Below are 19,960 nucleotides of genomic sequence, written 5' to 3' on the forward strand. Positions count from 1 at the left end.
GCGACTCGAGGGGCTAGGCACTGGAGCTGGCCATTTCTCGAAGTGAATTTTATACTTTCTTTTCCCTTACAAAAACAAACGATTATTTCAGTAACGATTTTACCTCCTCTTGAAATTGCCGCCTTTGCTGGAATTGGCTTATAGTCATATTAACAATCGGTGCAGTTCTGTATGGGTTAGATTCTTCATCATCTCTGATCAGCCTATTCCATTCTCTTAATAAATCGGCTGGGTACAAAAGCCCGTATAAAAATGCTTCATTATTTAACCAATTATTCAGGTGGTTTATTTCTGCTAGCGCTGAAAGTTTCCAATCCAAAAAAGGCAAGATGCGATTTGCGTATTGAAGCATGTCATATGCAGTCGACCCAATACTGATTAAATCATAATCAATTAAGTACAATTCCCCTTCACTCGACCTCAAGAAGTTATGATGGGCCACATCTCCGTGAAGGATGGCAGGTTGATTTTCAGCCAGGTTGTTTTTTAACTTTACAAATCCATGCAATGAAAAATTTGCCCACTTTAAAAACTCATTTGTCATCTCTTTTTTTACGTGATAATTTATCTGTGGTAAATTCCTCATAAAATCAATCTTCCGATGATGCCATTTTCTAACTAAATCCGTTTGAGGGAGCAAGGTTGTATAAGAAGAGGCAAGACCATGGGTTTTATCATGGAATTGTTTTAAAAGATCAATGCCTTCCTGCCTATCTTGATCATGTCCATAGTGAAAGGGTATTTCATTGGGCTGAATATATTCCATACGACCATAATATACGTTCTGGAAGTAAAGCGGCTGATTATTGTTCGTATAAAAACAATACGAATGTTCAAAGCCTGATTTCCTTAAAGATGAAGTAAATGTCTCTTGAACCTTTAACTTTCTTAATTCCTTATAGCCTTTCAGAATAAATGAATCATTCTCCGTTCGGACGTAATATACATTTCCCCTTAATTTCTTAAATTCAATGATATTCACGGCAAGTTCTTTTGATAAATAGGAGAAGAGACGATTTTTGAACAAATCGTCTCCCCCTCTCTTGATGTTAATATTCATCGCTCTCATCATCAAAACGAGGCATTCCAAACCCAGGACCCATCGGACCCGCTCCATAAGGATTCATGAAGCCCTGTGGTCCCATCCCCATTTGATAACCTGGCTGCGGCTGGAATTGGTACATGCCAGGTCCGGACGGATAACCTTGTGGTGCATGAGGAGGATAACCCGCTCCCATTAAACCGTAAGGAGTGCCCATAGAACCTCCGCAACCACAGTCATTTCCCATCCCCTTGACGCCCTGCTTAGGGAACAATGGCGGCTGCTGCATTCCACCTACCTGCGGCATTTGTGGCGGCATTTGATTTTCCATCATTCCACCCACTTGCGGCATTTGATGTGGCATTTGTCCTTGCATCATTCCGCCCACCTGTGGCATCATCGGCATCTGACCTTGCATCATTCCGCCCACCTGCGGCATCATTGGCATCTGACCTTGCATCATTCCGCCCACCTGCGGCATCATTGGCATCTGCCCTTGCATCATTCCGCCTACCTGTGGCATCATCGGCATCTGCCCTTGCATCATTCCACCTACCTGTGGCATTTGTGGTGGCATCTGATTTTCCATCATTCCGCCTACCTGTGGCATTTGTGGCGGCATCTGATTCTCCATCATTCCACCCATCTGCGGCATTTGTGGCATTGGCATTTCAGATGATTCTTCATCCATCATGCCGCCAACTTGAGGCATCATTTGATTATCCATCATTCCGCTTACCTGGGGCATTTGATTATCCATCATTCCACCTACCTGTGGCTGGTAAGGCATCTGATCTTGCATCATGCCGCCGACTTGAGGCATATATGGCATCGGCGGATAACCATGAGGCATTTGCCCATATGGAGGACACCAGCCAGGACCAGGCATTACAGGAGAGATCGGCGTTCCATAAAAGGTAGGCCCTGCCTCTGATTCAGGCGATACCTGTGGCTGCATATTCGCTGGCATATTTTCATCCATTACTGGACTTAATGGCATTTGCATATTCTGTTCAAATGACGATGATTCCAAATCTGCCATTCCCATTCCAGGCATCATACCAGGGTATTGGCCAGGATAATTCATCGCTCCCTGCACCTGAGGATACGGCATCATCTGTTGAGTTCCTGGGTAACCATATCCAGGACCTGTCATGGACGGGGCACCAGGATAACAATTATATGGATAAGGGATCATTGGCTGTTGGTAACCTCCTTGGATAAATGGCATCATTGAAGGTGATTCATCCATGAAATCATTCTTTTCAATTTTAATATTTGGTTTAATTTCCGATTTCACGCTTGGTTTCACTTCTGCTTTTGGCATTGGCTTCGCTTGAGGTTTAACCTCTGGTTTCACTTCAGGTTTGATTTCCGGGAAAATATTCTCTGGCTTTGGCGGGAGCTGTGGCTTAAGCTGTGCTTTGGGCTGTTCTTTAGGCAGTGCCTTTGGCTGTTCTTTGGGCTGTGCCTTTGGCTGTGGCTGTGGCTTTGGCGGGAGCTGCATGTTTGACATATTCAACATGTAGTAATTGTTGATATCGATTTCAGGCATGATCTGTTTCGGCATTTTAGGGGTATATGGTTTCACTGCTTCTTCTTTTTTTATTGGCTTAGGTGCTTCTTGTTTTGGCAATTCCATTTTTGGAATTTCCATTTTTGGCTGCTCTTTGACTGGAGCTTCCTTAGGCAGTTCCTTCACAGGTGCCTCTTTCTTCACTTCAGGCATTGATATAGGTTTCTCTTTGGCAATCGGCATTTCCTTTTTGCCACCCATATTGATTTTTGCTTGAGGCGTTCCACCGGAAATTGGAGCTTCTTTCTTTATGTTACCTCCACCAGTTGGAACTTTTATTTTCATACCGGGCATAATCATATCAGGGTTGCTGAGCTGAGCATTCATCTTTTTCAGCTCTTCAAAGTTCACGCCGTACTTCTTGGCGATCTTCCAAAGAGTATCCCCTTTCTGTACGATATGGAGCTTCATTCTGATTCCCTCCTATGGCATAAGTCCATATATTGTATGTGGGTGTGGGCATTTTGCTAACAATCTTCAAAAAAACTTATGCTTCACTAGTTATAAATATGTTTCAACAAGCGACATTAAGCTTTTCCAAAAATAAAAATTCCTCCCCAATCGGGAAGGAATTCGTTTTAAGATTGATGCAGCATTCGGTTGAGAGCAAGCTTGGCATTTTCCGATGTGCCTGCTTCCACGTTAATGATATTGCATTCCTTCCCTTCCATAATAGAATCAAGGCTCCATGACAGATGCTGAAGGTCAATCCTGTTCATCGTCAAGCATGGACACATATGCGGGTTCAATGAAACAATATTTTTATCTGGATGCTGTGCAATCAGGCGGTTCACTAAATTCATTTCCGTGCCGATTGCCCATTCCGATCCTGCAGGTGAAGCTTCAATTGCGTCAATAATATAATTGGTCGACCCAGCCATGTCAGATAGCCGGACAACCTCGTGCCTGCACTCAGGATGGACAATGATTTTCATATTCGTATTTTTTTTTCGGACGTTTAAAATATTTTCAACGGTAAAATTCTCATGGACAGAGCAATGCCCTTTCCAAAGAATAACCTTCACTTTCTCGAGCGGCCCTTCAAACTCGAGGTTGTTCTCAATGGGATTATATATAGCCATTTCATCCAAACCAATTCCAATATTATAAGCTGTGTTCCTTCCTAAGTGCTGATCAGGAAGGAAAAGGATCCGTTCCTTTTGGGTAAAAGCCCATTGCACCATTTTTTCAGCATTGGAAGAAGTAACTGTGGCACCGCCATTTACCCCTACGAAAGATTTGATCGCGGCAGTGGAATTTACATATGTCAATGGAAGTATTGTATCGCCAAACAACATCTGGAGGCATTCCCATGCCCGCTCAGTCTGATATATATCGGCCATATCGGCCATCGAACAGCCTGCCCGCATATCTGGCAAGTATACTTTTTGATTGTCCCCTGTGAGAATATCGGCCGTTTCCGCCATAAAATGAACACCACAAAACACGATATGCTCAGCGTCCCTGTTTTCCGCTGAAAGCTGCGCTAGCTTCAGTGAATCACCAGTAGCATCAGCAAATTGTATGACTTCATCTTTTTGATAATGGTGTCCAGGAATGAATAACTTCTTTCCCATTTTCATTTTTATATCCCTGATCAGGGCTTCCAGTTCCTCTACAGACATGTCCCTGTATTTTTCAGGAAGCATTCTGGCTTTCGATTCAAGCGCCTCCAATAGATTCATGAATTCATCCCCCTTTTATTCCGGTATCACTTTTGCACTAATATCCAACGACTTAACAGAATGCGTCAGGAAGCCGAGGGAAATATAATCTACCCCGCAATTACGGTAGCTGTGCAGATTTTCAAGAGTGATGCCGCCAGAAGCTTCTGTTAAAATTCCTTTTGGAACAATGCCAATCCATTCTGCTATTTCTTCCGGTGTCCTGTTATCAAACATGATGCAGTCGGCCTTTGCTTCTATTGCTTCCTTAAGCTGGGCTTCTGTCTCAATCTCCACTTCAACCTTCACCATATGGCCAAGACTTGATTTCACTGTTTCTACGGCACCGCAGATTGATCCTGCAAATGAAATATGATTATCCTTAATCATGACAGCATCATATAATCCATAGCGGTGGTTGTATCCGCCTCCGCATCGGACGGCATATTTTTCAAGCATCCGTAAACCAGGTGTTGTTTTTCTCGTATCACAAATTCTTGTTTTTCCGCTGTCTAACACAGATACGGCTTGGTGAGTTTTCGTCGCTATACCGCTCATCCGTTGCACAAGATTAAGAACAACCCTTTCTGCTTTAAGCAAAGCGGAAATTTGGCCGGATATCGTCGCGAGCTCTTGCCCCTTTTTCACATGAGCCCCATCCTTAGCCATCATATTGACCTGACAGTTTTCATCCATTATACGGAATCCTGTGTTGATCACCTGTTCTCCACAGAAAATTCCCTCCTCTTTCGCAAGAAAAACCATACTTCCTTCTTTTCCATTTCCGAATATCAACTCACTGGTGACATCACGGTCGCCAATGTCTTCAATAAAAAATTGTTCAAGTAGCAAGCGGAGTTTGATTGTATTCATGCTTCCCATCCTTTACTTTTTTTCGTTGGTGGACGATCCGTTTTTTCATCCAATTCGCATTATCTTCATTTGGAAAGTCATCCCTGAAATGACCGCCCCTGCTTTCTGTGCGTTCAAGTGCTGAATCTGTGATCAGGCAGGCTGTAATGTACATAAAGAATTGTTTAATTTGAGCAGCTGACATTTGCTCAAGAGGAGCTTCCATCCATTCATCGAAACTGAACTGCTCAAGCCATTCCTTTTGGGCTGTCAGCATTGCTCTTGTCCGAACAATTCCTGTTCGGTCCATCATCGTTCTTTTTAATTCTTCGATTTCAGGGAGCTCCCCCAATGGACGATATAATTCTATCTTTACAGCATCAGATTTTTTAGTATTTTTATATACGTCCGGAGTATGATTAATCCATTCTGCAAGTCTGCAGCCAATGAACATCCCTTCAAGCAAAGAATTGCTCGCTAACCTGTTCGCTCCATGTATCCCTGTGCAAGCGACCTCTCCAATTGCATACAATCCTAGAATATTTGTGCGTCCCAGCAAATCAGTTTTCACGCCTCCCATGATAAAATGGCTGCCTGGCACAACTGGAATCAGCCCCTTATCAATCTCCACGCCATTTTCTGCGCAAAGCTGGCTGATGGTCGGGAACCGAATGCCGAAATCCTCAATTTCAGTAATATCCAAGTAGATTTGAATTTCCTTTTTTAAATACTCATAAATGGTTTGGGAAACGATATGCCTCGGAGCAAGATCCATTAAGGGATGAATATCTTCCATGATCCTTTGTCCCTCGCCAGTGACAAGGACTGCCCCTTCACCTCGGACAGCCTCGGAAATTAGACCTCTCGTGCTGCCATTCATATATAGAAGCGTCGGATGGAATTGGATGAACTCCATATCTGCCAGTTCGGCTCCAGCTCTATAAGCAAGTGCCATGCCATCACCGGTAGCGGTTTCAGCATTTGAAGTAAAAGAATAAAGCTGGCCGCATCCCCCCGTAGCAAGAACTACGTGATCTGCATAATAAACTTCATTCTCCCCATCCGAGGTCTTCGCTTTTACTCCAATACATGTATCCATCTGATCATTTAAAATTAATTCATAGACATAAACCTTTTGCTCAATCGAAATATTTGAACCAAGGGTAGAACTAAAGAAATCCACCATATGCTTCCCAGTGGCATCACCGCCGCTATGGACGATTCTTTTCATACTATGCGCACCTTCCAAACCTAGTTGCAGCCCTCCATCCTGATCCTCATCAAATCTGCATCCGGCCTGCCAGATACCTTTAATTAAATCAGGTGCTTCTTTCGTCATTGCTAGCACAGCTTCTGAATCATTATGGTGGCCGCCTGCTTCCAGCGTGTCCAGATAATGAAAATAAGGATCATCGTTTATCCCGATTGCTGCCGCAATTCCTCCCTGCGCCAAATAAGAGTTACACGTATTCCACTCCAACTTTGTGAGAATAATCACATTCAATTTCTTTGTTAATTTATTGGCTAATTGCAACGCGGCAATTCCGCTGCCAATGATGATTACATCTGTTTGTTTCATATTTTTGCTGCCTCCTGTGTTAACAGGTGTCTTGACATATATATTTACACAGTTTTACACTGTTGACAAGAACTTTTAACAATTAACTATTTTTATAGCTTTTAATTAGTTGGTTACATGGAGTTTATTTAATATGTCAAATGGATACGGAGACAATTATGAAATATTTCGATTATGCTGCAACATGCCCGCTCGACCGGGAAGCAGCGGAGATTTATATCCAAACAGGAACTGAACACTTCGGTAACAGTCAGAGCCTCCATGATATGGGCAGTACTGCCGAAAATATATTGGAAGTTTGCAGACGGGAATTCTCCAACCTACTTGATGTAGAATGTGCGGGTATTTTTTTTACCAGTGGAGGCTCAGAATCCAATTATCTAACTATAATAGCCCTCCTTTCTGCTTTAAGAAAAAAAGGCAAACATATCATTACAGGTGCAGCTGAGCATTCATCCGTCTATAATCTTATGAAAAAGCTGGAAACAGAGGGGTGGGAGGTCACTTACCTTCCTCTAAACAGAAGAGGGCAAATTGAATATGACAGTGTAATAAAAGCTGCCAGGAAGGAAACTGTGCTCGTCTCTATTCACCATGGAAACCCTGAAATCGGCACGCTGCAGCCACTTGAAGCCATCGCCGCTTTCTGCAAGAGCCAAGATGTTTTGCTCCATAGTGACTGTGTACAAACTTTTGGCAAAATTCCTATTGCCTCCATAGCAGGGTCCGTTGACGCGCTTTCTATTTCCGGTCATAAATTTTACGGTCCAAAAGGAACCGGGGCTGCTTATATCAATCCCAGGCTTGCATGGAAACCTTTGATTGCCGGTACAACGCATGAAAAAGGATTCAGGCCAGGAACTGTAAATATCCCAGGAATTGCAGCGATGACAACGGCTGCACAAAAAGCTCATTTGATAATGGAAACAGAAACCGTCCGTTTGAGGAAGCTAAGGTCCCTTTTCCGGGAAACATTGTCAGATAGGACAGACAGGGTTCAGATATTTGGGGATGATGAAGCTTTTCAAATTCCAGGTATTCTAGGAATGAGTATTAAGGGAATTGAGGGGCAATACGTAATGCTTGAATGCAATCGCAAGGGGTATGCTATCTCGACTGGTACAGCGTGTCACACAGGAATGGTTTCGCCAGCGAAAACAATGACAGCAATGGGCATAACAGGTAAAGAAGCCAAAGAGTTTTTCCGAATTTCATTTGGGAGAGAGACAAAAGCCGAGGATGTAGAAGCACTTGCAAAAACAATTGCCGAACTCTCCTTACATGCCTCCGCCTTTTAAATTCCTCTTTATTTATGGTAAAATTCTCAAATGAAGAGATAGAAGGAGAGGATCGGATTTATGAAGGAACCTACGAAAATCCTCGGGGACGAGCGCCGGGCATTTATCCTAAGCAGGCTGCAGGAAAGCAGGGAACCAATTACCGGAAGTGAGCTTGCATCCATAACAAATGTAAGCAGACAGGTCATCGTTGGTGACATCACCTTGCTTAAAGCAAGGAATGAACCAATCATTGCAACCAGCCAGGGGTATATTTATATGCATGCCTCAAATCCAACTGGAGCGGTAAGAACCATTGCCTGTTCCCATACTCCAGAACGGACAGAGGAAGAACTCATCCTTCTCGTAGATCATGGTGTCACCATAAAGGATGTCAAAATCGAGCATCCAGTCTATGGGGACTTAACCGCTTCAATCATGGTATCGAATCGATACGAAGTGAAACAATTCATGGAAAAAATCCGTGCTACTAATGCCTCCTACTTGTCAGAGCTTACAGAAGGCATACATTTGCACACAATTTCCGCGCCAACAGAAAAAGCGCTGGATGAAGCAGAAGAAGCACTTAGAAAAGCTCATTTCTTGGTTGATTTGGAGTAGAGACAGAGACGTTTTTATGGGAAAGGTCTGGTATCACTTTATTGGGACATCGATGAAACGGTTTTAAGGCTTTGAAGTGGTCCGATTAATCTTATTGAGACATCAACATGGCGTTTTTTGTCTTTGGATTGTTCCAATCAGTCATATTGGAACATCGACATGTCGTTTATAGGCTTTAGATTGTTCCAATGAGCCTTATTGGAACATAATCATGCCGTTTTCAGGCTTTGGATTGTTCCAATGATTCATTTTAAAACTACATATTGCTGATTTTTACAGTTAAAGAATTTTGTTACTTGATTTCTTTTACCAACCTAAAAAAGATCCATCAATGATGGATCTTTTTTAGATTCTATGGCTTGTGTAGCTTCCGAGAAGCTTGACACTGCAGCCTAAGGCTTCGAGTTCAGCAATGGCTCCAGGAATCAGTACTTCATCCATCTTCAAGTTAATATCGATGATGAAAAAGTATTTTCCGAGCCCGGTTTTCATCGGCCTTGATTCGATTTTTGACAGATTGAGCTTTCTCCATGAAAAAGCAGATAACACTTGATGCAGAGCACCAGCCTGGTCAGAAGGCAGGGTGATCATCAATGTGGTTTTATAGTCATCAGATGGTTTAAGGTTGATGGTGTGCCCTTCCTTCGCAAGAATAGCAAACACAGTATGATTATAGCTGTAATCATGGATGTTTTCTTTCACCATGGCAAGTTCATATTCCTCTGCTGCCAAACCATTCGCGATTGCCGCGATGTTCATCTCTGGGTGGTCTTTTACATAATTTGCAGCGGCAGCCGTTGATGCCATATTTTCCAGCGGTGTTCCTTTGAATTCTTTATGCAGGAATTTATGGCACTGCGCCAGTGCATGAGGATGGCTGTAGATCAGTTCAGCCTTATTCCATTGATCTATGTTTGCTTTATGTACAAGCAGATGCTGCCTGATTGGAACAACTGCTTCACCAGCTATAACCAATTCAGACTCATGAACCAAATAATCAATCGTTATATTCACGGAACCCTCAATCGAATTTTCCAGCGGGACAATCGCTGCATCAATCTCGCCTGCAGCCGCCGCATCCATACATTCAGGGATGCTTACATAGGGAGTCCTTTCAGCATCACTGAACAGCTGGCGTGCCGCGAGATCTGTAAATGTCGCCTTCGGACCAAGATATCCAATTTTCAAGCCAATCCTCTCCCCCTGCAGCCAGTACAATTATGCACCGGAACCAAGCACTTCTACTTTCTCTACAAATTCCAGCCTTTTCAATCTTCCAAGCAGTTCGTCCAATTCGACTTTCATTTCAGTAACATTCAAGCTCAAAGTAACGTTCGCTCTCCCCTGTAACGGGATTGTCTGATGAATGGTCAGCACATTACATCCAGAAGCCGCTACAATACCTAACAGTTCCGACAGAGTTCCCGAACGATCTTCGAGCTGAAAAAAAAGTGTAATGATGCGTTCTTTCACAATTGTATGGAATGGGAATACAGTGTCACGGTATTTATAAAAAGCACTACGGCTTAAATCCACCCGCTGTACTGCATCCCAAACTGATTCTGCTTTTCCCCGTTCAATCATTTCCTTCGCATCAAGCGTTTTCTTCATCGCTTCAGGCAGCACATCTTCCCGAACAAGGAAAAACTTTTTATCCAATTGATTTTGTTTCATGTTTCCACCCCATCAGAAGTGCGTAAGCGCCTGATCAGCAAAGATGATTTTTATATAGATGTACAAGGCCTACTCAACAAATTCGAATTCATACTCAAGAAGTTTAACTGTATCTCCGTCTTTTGCTCCTCTTTCGCGGAGGGCATCATCGATACCCATTCCACGCATTTGACGGGCAAAACGTCTAATTGACTCTTCACGTGAGAAATCAGTCATTTTGAATAGTCTCTCAATGCTATCACCGGAAATGACAAAGGTACCATCCGGTTCACGGTCAATTTGGAATTCTTGTTCTGCTTTTTCATGCTTATACATAACACGGTTAACTTCTGTATCTTCTTCTTCCACTTCTTCGATAAGAGGGAACTCCGGAGTCTTTTCAACTAAATCGGCAACTGAAAAGACAAGTTCACGCAAGCCTTCACGTGTGACTGCAGAAATTGGGAAGATTGGATGTGCATCGCCAATCTTTTCTTTAAACACTTCCAGGTTCTCTTCTGCATCTGGCATGTCCATTTTATTCGCAACGATTACCTGCGGCCTTTCTGTCAGCCTTAAGTTATATTCTTTTAATTCATTATTAATTGTTAGATAGTCCTCATAAGGGTCGCGGCCCTCAGTTGCAGCCATATCGATTACGTGGACGATGACGCGTGTCCGTTCAATATGACGCAAAAATTGATGGCCAAGACCTACACCTGAATGCGCTCCTTCAATAAGGCCCGGCAAATCAGCAAGCACGAAGCTTCTGCTGTCTTCTGTTTCTACCATACCTAAGTTAGGTACGATTGTTGTAAAATGATATTCTGCAATCTTAGGCCTTGCCGCAGAGACTACAGATAATAACGTTGATTTTCCAACACTAGGAAAACCGACAAGTCCTACATCAGCAAGAAGCTTCAATTCCATGACAATGTCTTTTTCCTGTCCAGGCTCTCCCTTTTCAGAAAGTTCAGGTGCCGGGTTGGATGGAGTTGCAAAACGTGAATTTCCGCGTCCGCCACGTCCGCCTTTAGCGATGACAGCCTGCTGGCCGTGCTCGACCAAATCCGCAATAACTTCCCCAGTTTTCGCATCAGATACAATTGTTCCAGGTGGAACTTTGACAATCATATCCTTTGCATTTTTACCGTGCTGATTTTTAGACATCCCATGCTCACCGCGAGGGGCCTTGAAATGGCGCTGATACCTGAAATCCATCAATGTACGAAGTCCTTCTTCTACCTGGAAGATTACATTGGCGCCGTTACCGCCGTCGCCGCCGGCTGGACCGCCGTTTGGCACATATTTTTCACGACGAAAAGCAACCATACCATCGCCGCCGTCGCCGCCTTTTACGTAAATTTTTACCTGATCGACAAACATTATGTCATTACCACCTGTCTGATTTTTGTTAATTAAAATGATTGACGGTTTAATACTCATCAAAGAAGATCAGCATTTTTTATGTTTCCCTAGAGTGAATCCATAAAAACTTCAATCGTCAATTCGCCATCAATTACCCCGTCTGAAATGACTTTCATTCCTTTATTGGGCTTATGGGCTAAAAAGTTTTGAATACGATTTTTATCATTTATTATTCCGCTAAAATCAAAAAAGAACCCAATACCATTATCCTGTGGATCGATTGTGACGGAAAGATGATTTTCCTGATAACGTTCAATTGAAGAATTCAGCGTTTCAAACAGCAGCTCTGTCCAGCTAGCCAGCTGCTGATCATCTAGTCTGTGGAAGTTTTGGGAGTCCATCACTTCATATTCCAGCTGAAAAAAATGATTCTCCCAATTGCAGGTTAACAACTTTGAGGCAAATTGAGGAAGATTTAAATTAGATAGCTTTGCATCCTGCCTGGCTTCCATGATAATTTCTTCAATGATATCTTTAGCCCGATCCACTTTGTTCAGAGATAGATTGCCTTTAATTAATTGAAGCTGATTCATCCAATCATGGCGCGCATGGCGCAAAACCTCGATTGTATCCCACTCTTTTTTCATAAACATACTCCCTACTCATAAGACTGCTTGGTGTTAGTATAACAAAAAAGCCATACTGCGTAAGTAATTATGTATTATAAAAACCTTGCTCTGTTAACCTTAACTGTTGATTTCCGCTCCAATCAACAGGATTTAAAACCCCTCATTAATGGTTAACAGAGCGAAAAAACAAGAAAACCCTAACCGCAGTGGTTAGGGCTTCTCTTTGGCTTACGCTTCTTGAGCTGCAGGATAAACACTTACTTGCTTGCGGTCACGGCCAAGACGTTCGAATTTAACGACGCCGTCAACCTTAGCGAATAGAGTGTCATCTCCACCTTTACCCACGTTTACACCTGGGTAGATTTTAGTTCCGCGCTGACGGTAAAGGATAGAACCACCAGTTACGAATTGACCATCTGCACGCTTAGCGCCAAGACGCTTAGAGATTGAGTCACGTCCGTTCTTAGTTGAACCTACACCCTTCTTAGAAGCGAAGAATTGAAGATCTAATCTTAACATTTTGTTCCACCTCCTACTTTTTGAAGGTTAATTTTATGTGCTTTCCGTACTCTTTTTCCATCGATTGCAATGTAATGACCATGCTTTCAAGGAGTAATTGGATTTTCTCCTGTGTTTCCTCCGGCAAATTGTCGGGGATTTCACAGCGGAGAAAACCATCCGCGCCTTGTTCAATGTCCGGGGTGACACCTGTCAATCCAATGATGGAATTGACTGTCCCAATCGAGATGGTCGAAACACCTGCGCAGACAATGTCACTGCCATGGGCAGCGAATCCAGCGTGGCCGCTAATCGTAAACGAACGGATGCTTCCGGATTTTGTACGATTAATCGTTGCACGAATCATGGTAATCTGCCTTAATTAAGCGTTGATCTTTTCGATAACAACTTTAGTGTAAGGCTGACGATGACCTTGCTTTTTACGATTGTTCTTTTTCGCTTTGTACTTGAAAACGATGATTTTCTTTTGACGGCCATTCTTTTCGACTTTAGCTGTTACAGTTGCGCCTTCAACTACTGGGCTTCCAACCTTAACAGTATCGCCACCTACAAAAAGAACCTTGTCAAAAGTTACAGTTTCGCCTTCAGCAGCGTTTAGCTTTTCAATGTAGATTGCTTGTCCTTCTTCTACCTTTACTTGCTTGCCGCCAGTTTCGATAATTGCGTACATTCCATTGCACCTCCTCATTAGACTCAGACTCGCCATCAGCAGGCGTTTGCCAAAAGCAAAACTTAAATACCTGATGCGTGCGGTTGTAGCACGGGTGCTACAAACAATAACATTAAAATACTATCACATGCCGAGCAAAAGTGTCAACACAATAATAGATGTTTATATTATAGCATATATCATTCATTTCTGGGTGTTTTTTAAGATTGCTCTGCTGAAGCGCCGAATTTTATTATTTCGTAATAAGGCCGCTCCGCATTTGCAGTCGTGAATTTGATTTTCATTCCCAATACCTTTTCAAGCCTGGACTTATGAATACCCACTTCTCCGGAAAAATGGTCAATGACCTCTCTAGTTGCAGAAATAAGGACAGCTTCATGATCAGTCCCCTTATATTCCCACAGCTCTCTCTCAAGACGGTAGGCCATTGTTTCTGAACTGAGCACCTTACCCGAACCACTGCATGTACCACAAGTTTCAGTCAAAGTTTCATCGAGCGATTGCTTTGTCTTTTTCCTTGTCAGCTGGAGGATTCCGAGTTCGGTAAAGCCCACAATCCTCGTTCTGCGATCATCATGCAGCAATTCTTTGCGAATCACATTCAGGACCGTATCCCTGTCCTTGCTCTCCTGCATATCAATGAAATCAATTAGGATGATGCCGGCAAGATCCCTGAGCCTCATCTGTCGTGCCGCCTCCACTGCCGCATTCATATTGGTTTTAATGACAGTATCGCGTAAATTTGTCTTCCCAGAAAACTTACCTGTGTTCACATCGAAAACTGTAAGAGCCTCTGCAAGGTCAATGACCATATAAGCACCTTTTTCCAGCCAGACGATTCTCTTTAATAACCGCTCGATTTCCTGCTCTATTTTATAAAAAGAGAAAATATTTTCTTTGCCATTGTAAAAGCTGACCGTAATCTCATCTTTATTTAGAGGATTCAGCTTCTTCTTATATTCCAGGCTATCCACAATGACGGAGCCTTCTTTCATTAGTGAAATAGCTGCAGTGGCTTGTTCATAAAAATAATCCCGACTATAAACGATTCCAGGCTTTTTCATTCCACCTGCTAATGTAAGCATTTGTTGATATTCATACCGCTGCTGCTCGAGTTCATTCGCTATGACCTCCTCGGTCTGAGTGAGGCTTTCAGTCCTGAAAATCAACCCTTCATCTGCTGTTTTCAGCTCTTTAGCAAACTCCCGCCATCTTTCCCGTATTTCTGGCGTTTCTGCTTTTTTGGATACGGCGATATATTTGCCATTCGGCATGTACACCAGATGTTCACCCGGTATTTCAATAATTCCCGTCAACCTCGCACCTTTTGTCCCTGCTGCATCCTTTTCAACCTGGACAAGCAGCTTTTCCCCCTGATGAAGATAAGAAGAAATAGACCGGTTCGCCTTATTATCTTCCTCCGAGAGCACATGCCCAGGAAGCTTATCTCGTGACAGGAATCCGCTCACTTCTTCTCCAAAATTCACAAATGCCGCATTCATGCCGGGAATCACTTTTTCAACAATCCCTAGATAAATATTGCCGACAAGAGATTGCTGGCTTGGCTGCTCAATATATATTTTTTCAACAGCGCCATTTTTGATCAAGGCGAAGCGTTTTTCTCTGGATATGATATTTATAATTAACTGTTCCATGGACTCTCCCTATTAAATAAAAAAATGCAGCAAGAAAAAGCTCCCCGCTGCATTTATTATCCTATGTCAGTATGTGTAAAGCAAATCTCCTATTTTAGCAGACATCAGTTTTTCACTGAAAAAAGCATGAAGCAATTCATTCTCATCCATTACTGTCTCTTTGCCATTGACTTGCTTTATAATGATCGGATGCTTGCAGCCTCGCTGGAATTTTTCGAGGACCTGCCCCACCACTTCATTTTCTTCTACGTTGATTGGTTTAAGCTGCCTGAAATCTGCTTGTTTTCCATAATGCCTCTCCATAAGAAACCTCATGAAAATAAAGCGACGTTGCTTCCATTCATAATGAAGTGAAAAAGCCAGAAAACCGATGATTACCCAGACATTCAGGGTTAATGGCGCAAGGATCATGAGGACGATTGAAAAAATAGCCAATGAACCGATTGATAAATATATAGTCCTAAGATGGGCAATCTGGAAGGAAGAATTCATAGAAAAAAGAATAAAAATAAGTTTTCCTCCATCGAGCGGCCATATTGGCAGCAAATTGAACAATAAGACCATCCAATTGTATTCAATGAACAGGGAATGCCACTTTTCAGGAAAAATGCCATTCAGATATAATATATATGCGAGCCCGATCATCCATAAATGCTGAAGTGGCCCCGCCAGCACGACAATAAGCTCTTCTTTCAATGGCCGATTCCCATGCTCATCCATTTCAGCAACACCGCCGAAAGGCAGCAAGGCTATTTTCTTAATTCTCCACGAAAAAAAAGAGGCTGCAGCACCATGTCCCATTTCATGAACAAAAATAATCAGCAGCACCATCATCAGCTCTATAAAATGCGCGGTTGCGACAGCAAGTGCAATGACCATCCATAATAAAGGATGTATCTGTATTTTTCGTAATAATTCAGCGGTTTTATTCAAACTTAATCACCTGGACGGGATCGATGAAATCATCCCCTTTTTTTATTGCGAAATAAAACGATCCCTTTGTGCCGTCTGTGCTGTCCATAGCTGTCCCAACCTTTGTGCCTTTTGAGATATATTCATACAAATTCACATCAATTCCGTCCAAGTTCCCATACCATGTTTCACTCTTGTCTGCGTGCTGAACAATGACCGTTTTTCCAAATCCATCCTTCATTCCGACAAAATGAACAAGTCCTTCGTTCATTGCCTCAACTCCAGCACCCTTCCCAGTTTCAATCATGATCCTTTGACCGTTGTCTCCGAACTCCTCAAGAATCCTTCCTGAAGCAGGCAAAGCATACTCGTTTTGTTCAGACAATTCCTGCTTGTCTTCCTCCCCGGTATTTTTAGCCGGAAGAAGTGCCAATGGTTTGCCAAATTGCTCTTCATACCAATCAGAAACAGCAGCGAACTGGAATTCCTGTTCCATTGTTTGTTTTACATAGCTTTGAAACTTTTCTGCTTTTTCAGCTGGACTTCGGAAAAGGATTGCGATAACTAATACCAGGCATGCAGATGCAAGCACCTTAAATAAAAACACTTCTTTTTTGAATAATGGATGGTTTCCCTCTCCTGGCCCAATATCATAAGATGGAATCCGGTCAAATCCGTGCCGTTCCTCCTCTGAATAGAACAATCGGCCATGGTTCAGTTTATCCATTCTTTCCCGCTCTTTCTTCCTCTTTAACATTCTTTTGCGAATATCTTCCGATCTTGAGCTCATCCTATCCCCACCAATCCCCTTGTACTCAAAGTTAGTACAAGTTTATGACCTGTCCAACAAGAGTATGACAATTAGAGAGTTTATCTAGGAGAAGAGTTGTTAAACTGGAAGTTGGAATAAAAAAAGCACCCGCCCGGTATGCATGGAATGCAACCAAGGTCAGGCGCTTTTTACTAGCGGACTCCGAAAAACTTCTTTATTTTAGAGAATACACCTTTATTTTCAGTATCAAGCTGCTGCAATGGAACGGATTCGCCAAGGATTCTGCGGGCAATGTTCCTATAGGCTATAGACGCTTTGCTGTTTGGATTCAAGGCAATCGGTTCGCCGTGATTCGATGCCTTGATGACTTCATCGTCATCCGCGACGATTCCAATCAAGTCAATTGAAAGATGTGTTGTAATTTCATCTACATCAAGCATATCGCCATTTTTCATCATATGGGTGCGGATCCGGTTGATGACAAGCTTTGGCGCTTCAACATTTTCTTCTTTCTCAAGCAAGCCGATAATCCTGTCTGCATCCCTGACAGCGGATACTTCAGGAGTTGTGACAACAATCGCCTTATCTGCACCGGCAACGGCATTTTTATAGCCTTGCTCGATTCCTGCCGGGCAGTCAATAACGATATAATCATAGTCTTGCTTCAATTCATTGACTAATTTTTTCATTTGTTCTGGCTGGACGGCCGTTTTATCGCTTGTCTGTGCAGCTGGAAGCAAATATAGATGGTCATCAAAGCGCTTATCTTTAACAAGTGCCTGGTGAATCTTGCACCTGCCTTCGATCACATCTACAAGATCATAAATGATCCGGTTCTCCAGCCCCATAACAACGTCTAAATTACGCAAGCCGATATCCGTATCGACCAGGCAGACTCTTTTGCCTTGAAGGGCCAAAGCTGTACCTATATTAGCAGAGGTCGTTGTTTTGCCGACTCCGCCTTTTCCGGATGTAACTACAATCGCTTCTCCCATTTTAGAGGCCTCCTTCAAATCTAGTTAAATTAGGTCTTTTTCGCATTAAAACTTGCAATCTATCAACGACAATCTGTTGATTATCAGATATGTAAGCACATTCCATAACCCTATTCTCTTCATCGGGCACTTGGTCTGGAGCACGGTTGATGCAATCACTGATTCTTAATTGAGACGGTTTCATAACTGATGCCGCAATCACTGCTTCATCATTCCCTTCAAAACCAGCGTGCGCAATCCCTTTAAGAGTGCCCATAATAAAGATATTTCCCGTTGCCTTAACTGTGCCTCCAGGATTGACATCTCCAATCAGCAGCAAATCTCCGACTATTTCAAGGATCTGGCCTGAGCGAATAACCTTTGCCACAGGGACAATTTCTGTTTCCTGTCTTTCCCGCTCAGCTTCTTCCTTTGTAATCACGTTCGTTTCAAGATCCTCAACGATTAAATTCCTCTTTTGGCGAATCAGATCCTTCAACTCTTCCTGCTGTTCCTGAGTAAGATATCTATTTCCTGCCTTCACCTTTACGGACAGCAATTGCTGTTCCTCTTGGACACGGGAGGAATTGGAAAGCTTTCTGTCGAGTTCTTTTTTTAATTCCTCGTAGGAGCAAGTATCATTCAAATGGAGCGTGAGTCCATCTTTCGTCCCTTTAATTGTCACATTTTGTGTTTTTTTCATACGGATGTTCACCTCAATGGTAAAAGAAATTCGACAAGCATCCGTCAAATTCCTTTATTTGAATAGGCAGGATAGAGATTTTTCTCAATCATTGCGCAGCCTGTCAGCAGCATTTTCGAACTGCCTTTTGAATGGATATGCGGCCAATACGATAAATGCAAGGTTCAAGATCAATGTTGGCACAAACCTAATACTGACATAGGTCGAAAAGTCCAGATTCGTTATATTAATCAAATGCATTAACTCGTAGACCCCCACCTCAAGAAGGGCTATGCCCATGATTGTCAGGGCAGAAACAATCAAAATATTTATCTGCAGGATCCTGAGCAAATTGGCAAAAAGATATGCTATGAATGGGAACAGGAATAGATAGATCCCAATGATTTCTGTATATACAACATCAAAAAGCAGACCAAAAATTAAACCATATAAGATTCCATGCTTAGGGCTTAAATAGGCCGTCAAAAACAAGATGCCGGCCATTAGGAAGTGAGGCGCAAGAACGCGGTCACTATTAAATAATTCAGCTGGAAGAAGTTCGACAAAAACACTTTCCAATATAAATAACAGGGCGAACAGGGCAGGCAGCAAGAAACGAATCAATTGCCTTCCTCCTTGTCTTCGCCATCTTCAGTAAAATCGCTGAAATCTACAGCAGCCATTGATTTTTTAACGACCATCACATGCTCTAGATCATATAAATCAGCTTCTGGTTTGATATAGGCTGTTTGATTGAGGCCAAATTCATCAGGTACTACCTTTACAACCTTACCAATTGGCAGATCTTTAGGGAAAACTCCACCCAAACCTGATGTAATGACGTTCTGTCCCTTTTTCACCTTGGCGTCATAAGGAAGTCCTTTCAATAAAAGAAGCTCCTTTTCCTTATCATAGCCGTCAATTGTACCATGCAGCTCTTTTTCTCCCTGCAGAAGAGCTGAAATGCGGTTTGTAGGGTCCAGTGCGCTGACCAGCTGTACAGTTGATGAGAATGGAGTCGTGCTTTTTACTTTACCAATCAATCCCCTTGCAGTAATCACGGCCATATTTTTTTCAATACCCTGGGATTTGCCTTTATTGATGATAATAAGCTCGTTCCAGCGATCAGGGCTTCTGGCAATCATCACAGCCTGGATTGGTTCAAAGTCTGAAAGTGACTCTTTTTTATCTAAAATTTCCTGAAGCTCCTCGTTGTCTTTTTCAAGGGAATATACTTTAGCTTCAAGTCGGGCCATATCATCAAGTCGTTTCTTTAATTCTTTGTTTTCCTGATATGTATTTTGCAAGTCTTGAAGGTTTTCAAATAAACCGGCAACATAATGCGCAGGTCTGGAAACAAGGGATTGAACCCAGCTAGTTGAATCTTTTACGAACTGCTCGGGCCAAGTCAATTCTTCCCTTTCCCTTAAAGAAAAGCCAATCAATGCCACGAGGACTATAATGCTCACAAGCAGCATTATCAGGCGTTTGTTAAAAAAGAACTGTGGCATGATT

Annotated in this window: 21 protein-coding genes and 1 other annotated feature; of the genes, 2 read left to right on the top strand and 19 right to left on the bottom strand. The window is 42.6% G+C overall.

What is annotated here, in order from left to right; all coding sequences use genetic code 11:
- Positions 1 to 82: 82 nt before the first annotated feature.
- The 5 genes from V7201_RS08260 to nadB all read right to left on the bottom strand — a co-directional run bounded on the left by V7201_RS08260 (position 83) and on the right by nadB (position 6,713).
- Positions 83 to 1,027 carry an aminoglycoside phosphotransferase gene (locus V7201_RS08260; RefSeq protein ID WP_335376299.1) on the bottom strand — a complete coding sequence of 315 codons (945 nt, stop codon included), beginning with the start codon at positions 1,025 to 1,027 and terminating at the stop codon, positions 83 to 85.
- 22 nt (positions 1,028 to 1,049) lie between these two features.
- Entirely contained in the window at positions 1,050 to 3,029 is a 1,980-nt protein-coding gene (safA, locus tag V7201_RS08265) for a SafA/ExsA family spore coat assembly protein (RefSeq protein ID WP_335376300.1), read from the bottom strand.
- Positions 3,030 to 3,196: 167 nt separating this feature from the next.
- Positions 3,197 to 4,303 (bottom strand): quinolinate synthase NadA, encoded by a 1,107-nt coding sequence (gene nadA / locus V7201_RS08270; protein ID WP_335376301.1) that lies wholly within the window; start codon positions 4,301 to 4,303, stop codon positions 3,197 to 3,199.
- A gap of 15 nt (positions 4,304 to 4,318) precedes the next feature.
- Positions 4,319 to 5,155, bottom strand: a complete 837-nt coding sequence (gene nadC, locus V7201_RS08275) for a carboxylating nicotinate-nucleotide diphosphorylase (protein ID WP_335376302.1) — start codon at positions 5,153 to 5,155, stop codon at positions 4,319 to 4,321.
- On the bottom strand, positions 5,124 to 6,713 hold the full coding sequence (gene nadB, locus V7201_RS08280) for an L-aspartate oxidase (RefSeq protein WP_335376303.1): 1,590 nt from the start codon (positions 6,711 to 6,713) through the stop codon (positions 5,124 to 5,126). Before nadB ends, nadC begins: the two co-directional genes overlap by 32 nt.
- Positions 6,714 to 6,871: 158 nt before the next feature.
- On the opposite strand from nadB, the gene V7201_RS08285 reads away from it, so the two are divergent.
- Positions 6,872 to 8,011: an IscS subfamily cysteine desulfurase gene (locus tag V7201_RS08285; protein ID WP_335376304.1), complete on the top strand. Its 1,140-nt coding sequence runs from the start codon at positions 6,872 to 6,874 to the stop codon at positions 8,009 to 8,011.
- Positions 8,012 to 8,071: 60 nt separating this feature from the next.
- Entirely contained in the window at positions 8,072 to 8,611 is a 540-nt protein-coding gene (locus tag V7201_RS08290; RefSeq protein ID WP_335376305.1) for a transcription repressor NadR, read from the top strand.
- Positions 8,612 to 8,956: 345 nt separating this feature from the next.
- Here the strand turns inward: V7201_RS08290 and pheA are convergent, their stop codons facing one another.
- The 14 genes from pheA to mreC form a co-directional block, all read right to left on the bottom strand.
- The gene (pheA, locus tag V7201_RS08295; protein WP_335376306.1) at positions 8,957 to 9,799 is read right to left on the bottom strand and encodes a prephenate dehydratase; all 843 of its coding nucleotides are present in this window, start codon (positions 9,797 to 9,799) and stop codon (positions 8,957 to 8,959) included.
- A gap of 30 nt (positions 9,800 to 9,829) precedes the next feature.
- Positions 9,830 to 10,285: an ACT domain-containing protein gene (locus V7201_RS08300; protein ID WP_335376307.1), complete on the bottom strand. Its 456-nt coding sequence runs from the start codon at positions 10,283 to 10,285 to the stop codon at positions 9,830 to 9,832.
- Positions 10,286 to 10,354: 69 nt separating this feature from the next.
- Positions 10,355 to 11,650, bottom strand: a complete 1,296-nt coding sequence (obgE, locus tag V7201_RS08305; RefSeq protein WP_335376308.1) for a GTPase ObgE — start codon at positions 11,648 to 11,650, stop codon at positions 10,355 to 10,357.
- 89 nt (positions 11,651 to 11,739) lie between these two features.
- Positions 11,740 to 12,279 (bottom strand): sporulation initiation phosphotransferase B, encoded by a 540-nt coding sequence (locus tag V7201_RS08310; protein ID WP_335376309.1) that lies wholly within the window; start codon positions 12,277 to 12,279, stop codon positions 11,740 to 11,742.
- Positions 12,280 to 12,489: 210 nt separating this feature from the next.
- Entirely contained in the window at positions 12,490 to 12,780 is a 291-nt protein-coding gene (gene rpmA / locus V7201_RS08315) for a 50S ribosomal protein L27 (RefSeq protein WP_023627149.1), read from the bottom strand.
- A gap of 13 nt (positions 12,781 to 12,793) precedes the next feature.
- Positions 12,794 to 13,126 carry a ribosomal-processing cysteine protease Prp gene (locus V7201_RS08320; RefSeq protein ID WP_335376310.1) on the bottom strand — a complete coding sequence of 111 codons (333 nt, stop codon included), beginning with the start codon at positions 13,124 to 13,126 and terminating at the stop codon, positions 12,794 to 12,796.
- Positions 13,127 to 13,141: 15 nt separating this feature from the next.
- Complete coding sequence (rplU, locus tag V7201_RS08325) at positions 13,142 to 13,450, bottom strand: 50S ribosomal protein L21 (RefSeq protein ID WP_335376311.1); 309 nt, start codon at positions 13,448 to 13,450, stop codon at positions 13,142 to 13,144.
- Between the two features lie 15 nt (positions 13,451 to 13,465).
- Positions 13,466 to 13,545: a sequence feature (ribosomal protein L21 leader region), on the bottom strand.
- 105 nt (positions 13,546 to 13,650) lie between these two features.
- A complete protein-coding gene (locus V7201_RS08330; RefSeq protein WP_335376312.1) occupies positions 13,651 to 15,105 on the bottom strand; it encodes a ribonuclease E/G in 1,455 nt (484 codons plus the stop codon).
- A 66-nt stretch (positions 15,106 to 15,171) separates the two neighbouring features.
- Positions 15,172 to 16,038 carry a M50 family metallopeptidase gene (locus tag V7201_RS08335; RefSeq protein WP_335376313.1) on the bottom strand — a complete coding sequence of 289 codons (867 nt, stop codon included), beginning with the start codon at positions 16,036 to 16,038 and terminating at the stop codon, positions 15,172 to 15,174.
- Entirely contained in the window at positions 16,031 to 16,807 is a 777-nt protein-coding gene (locus tag V7201_RS08340; RefSeq protein WP_335376314.1) for a M23 family metallopeptidase, read from the bottom strand. Before V7201_RS08340 ends, V7201_RS08335 begins: the two co-directional genes overlap by 8 nt.
- Before the next feature lie 173 nt (positions 16,808 to 16,980).
- Complete coding sequence (gene minD / locus V7201_RS08345) at positions 16,981 to 17,784, bottom strand: septum site-determining protein MinD (protein WP_335376315.1); 804 nt, start codon at positions 17,782 to 17,784, stop codon at positions 16,981 to 16,983.
- Position 17,785: 1 nt separating this feature from the next.
- Positions 17,786 to 18,466, bottom strand: a complete 681-nt coding sequence (gene minC, locus V7201_RS08350) for a septum site-determining protein MinC (protein ID WP_335376316.1) — start codon at positions 18,464 to 18,466, stop codon at positions 17,786 to 17,788.
- Positions 18,467 to 18,550: 84 nt separating this feature from the next.
- Entirely contained in the window at positions 18,551 to 19,069 is a 519-nt protein-coding gene (mreD, locus tag V7201_RS08355) for a rod shape-determining protein MreD (RefSeq protein ID WP_335376317.1), read from the bottom strand.
- On the bottom strand, positions 19,066 to 19,956 hold the full coding sequence (gene mreC / locus V7201_RS08360; protein ID WP_335376318.1) for a rod shape-determining protein MreC: 891 nt from the start codon (positions 19,954 to 19,956) through the stop codon (positions 19,066 to 19,068). The genes mreD and mreC overlap by 4 nt, the downstream gene beginning before the upstream one ends.
- Between the last annotated feature and the right edge of the window lie 4 nt (positions 19,957 to 19,960).

Source organism: Bacillus sp. JJ1122 (assembly GCF_036964885.1).
Lineage (GTDB): Bacteria > Bacillota > Bacilli > Bacillales > Cytobacillaceae > Mesobacillus.

What these genes read in the sequence shown, in the direction of transcription:
- V7201_RS08340 (WP_335376314.1), bottom strand. Translation starts at nt 16,807, where the DNA reads ATGAGCTCAAGATCGGAAGATATTCGCAAAAGAATGTTAAAGAGGAAG.
- safA (WP_335376300.1), bottom strand. Translation starts at nt 3,029, where the DNA reads ATGAAGCTCCATATCGTACAGAAAGGGGATACTCTTTGGAAGATCGCC.
- V7201_RS08320 (WP_335376310.1), bottom strand. Translation starts at nt 13,126, where the DNA reads ATGATTCGTGCAACGATTAATCGTACAAAATCCGGAAGCATCCGTTCG.
- rplU (WP_335376311.1), bottom strand. Translation starts at nt 13,450, where the DNA reads ATGTACGCAATTATCGAAACTGGCGGCAAGCAAGTAAAGGTAGAAGAA.
- minD (WP_335376315.1), bottom strand. Translation starts at nt 17,784, where the DNA reads ATGGGAGAAGCGATTGTAGTTACATCCGGAAAAGGCGGAGTCGGCAAA.
- nadB (WP_335376303.1), bottom strand. Translation starts at nt 6,713, where the DNA reads ATGAAACAAACAGATGTAATCATCATTGGCAGCGGAATTGCCGCGTTG.
- V7201_RS08290 (WP_335376305.1), top strand. Translation starts at nt 8,072, where the DNA reads ATGAAGGAACCTACGAAAATCCTCGGGGACGAGCGCCGGGCATTTATC.
- mreC (WP_335376318.1), bottom strand. Translation starts at nt 19,956, where the DNA reads ATGCCACAGTTCTTTTTTAACAAACGCCTGATAATGCTGCTTGTGAGC.
- rpmA (WP_023627149.1), bottom strand. Translation starts at nt 12,780, where the DNA reads ATGTTAAGATTAGATCTTCAATTCTTCGCTTCTAAGAAGGGTGTAGGT.
- V7201_RS08300 (WP_335376307.1), bottom strand. Translation starts at nt 10,285, where the DNA reads ATGAAACAAAATCAATTGGATAAAAAGTTTTTCCTTGTTCGGGAAGAT.
- minC (WP_335376316.1), bottom strand. Translation starts at nt 18,466, where the DNA reads ATGAAAAAAACACAAAATGTGACAATTAAAGGGACGAAAGATGGACTC.
- V7201_RS08310 (WP_335376309.1), bottom strand. Translation starts at nt 12,279, where the DNA reads ATGAAAAAAGAGTGGGATACAATCGAGGTTTTGCGCCATGCGCGCCAT.
- nadC (WP_335376302.1), bottom strand. Translation starts at nt 5,155, where the DNA reads ATGAATACAATCAAACTCCGCTTGCTACTTGAACAATTTTTTATTGAA.
- V7201_RS08330 (WP_335376312.1), bottom strand. Translation starts at nt 15,105, where the DNA reads ATGGAACAGTTAATTATAAATATCATATCCAGAGAAAAACGCTTCGCC.
- nadA (WP_335376301.1), bottom strand. Translation starts at nt 4,303, where the DNA reads ATGAATCTATTGGAGGCGCTTGAATCGAAAGCCAGAATGCTTCCTGAA.
- obgE (WP_335376308.1), bottom strand. Translation starts at nt 11,650, where the DNA reads ATGTTTGTCGATCAGGTAAAAATTTACGTAAAAGGCGGCGACGGCGGC.
- V7201_RS08285 (WP_335376304.1), top strand. Translation starts at nt 6,872, where the DNA reads ATGAAATATTTCGATTATGCTGCAACATGCCCGCTCGACCGGGAAGCA.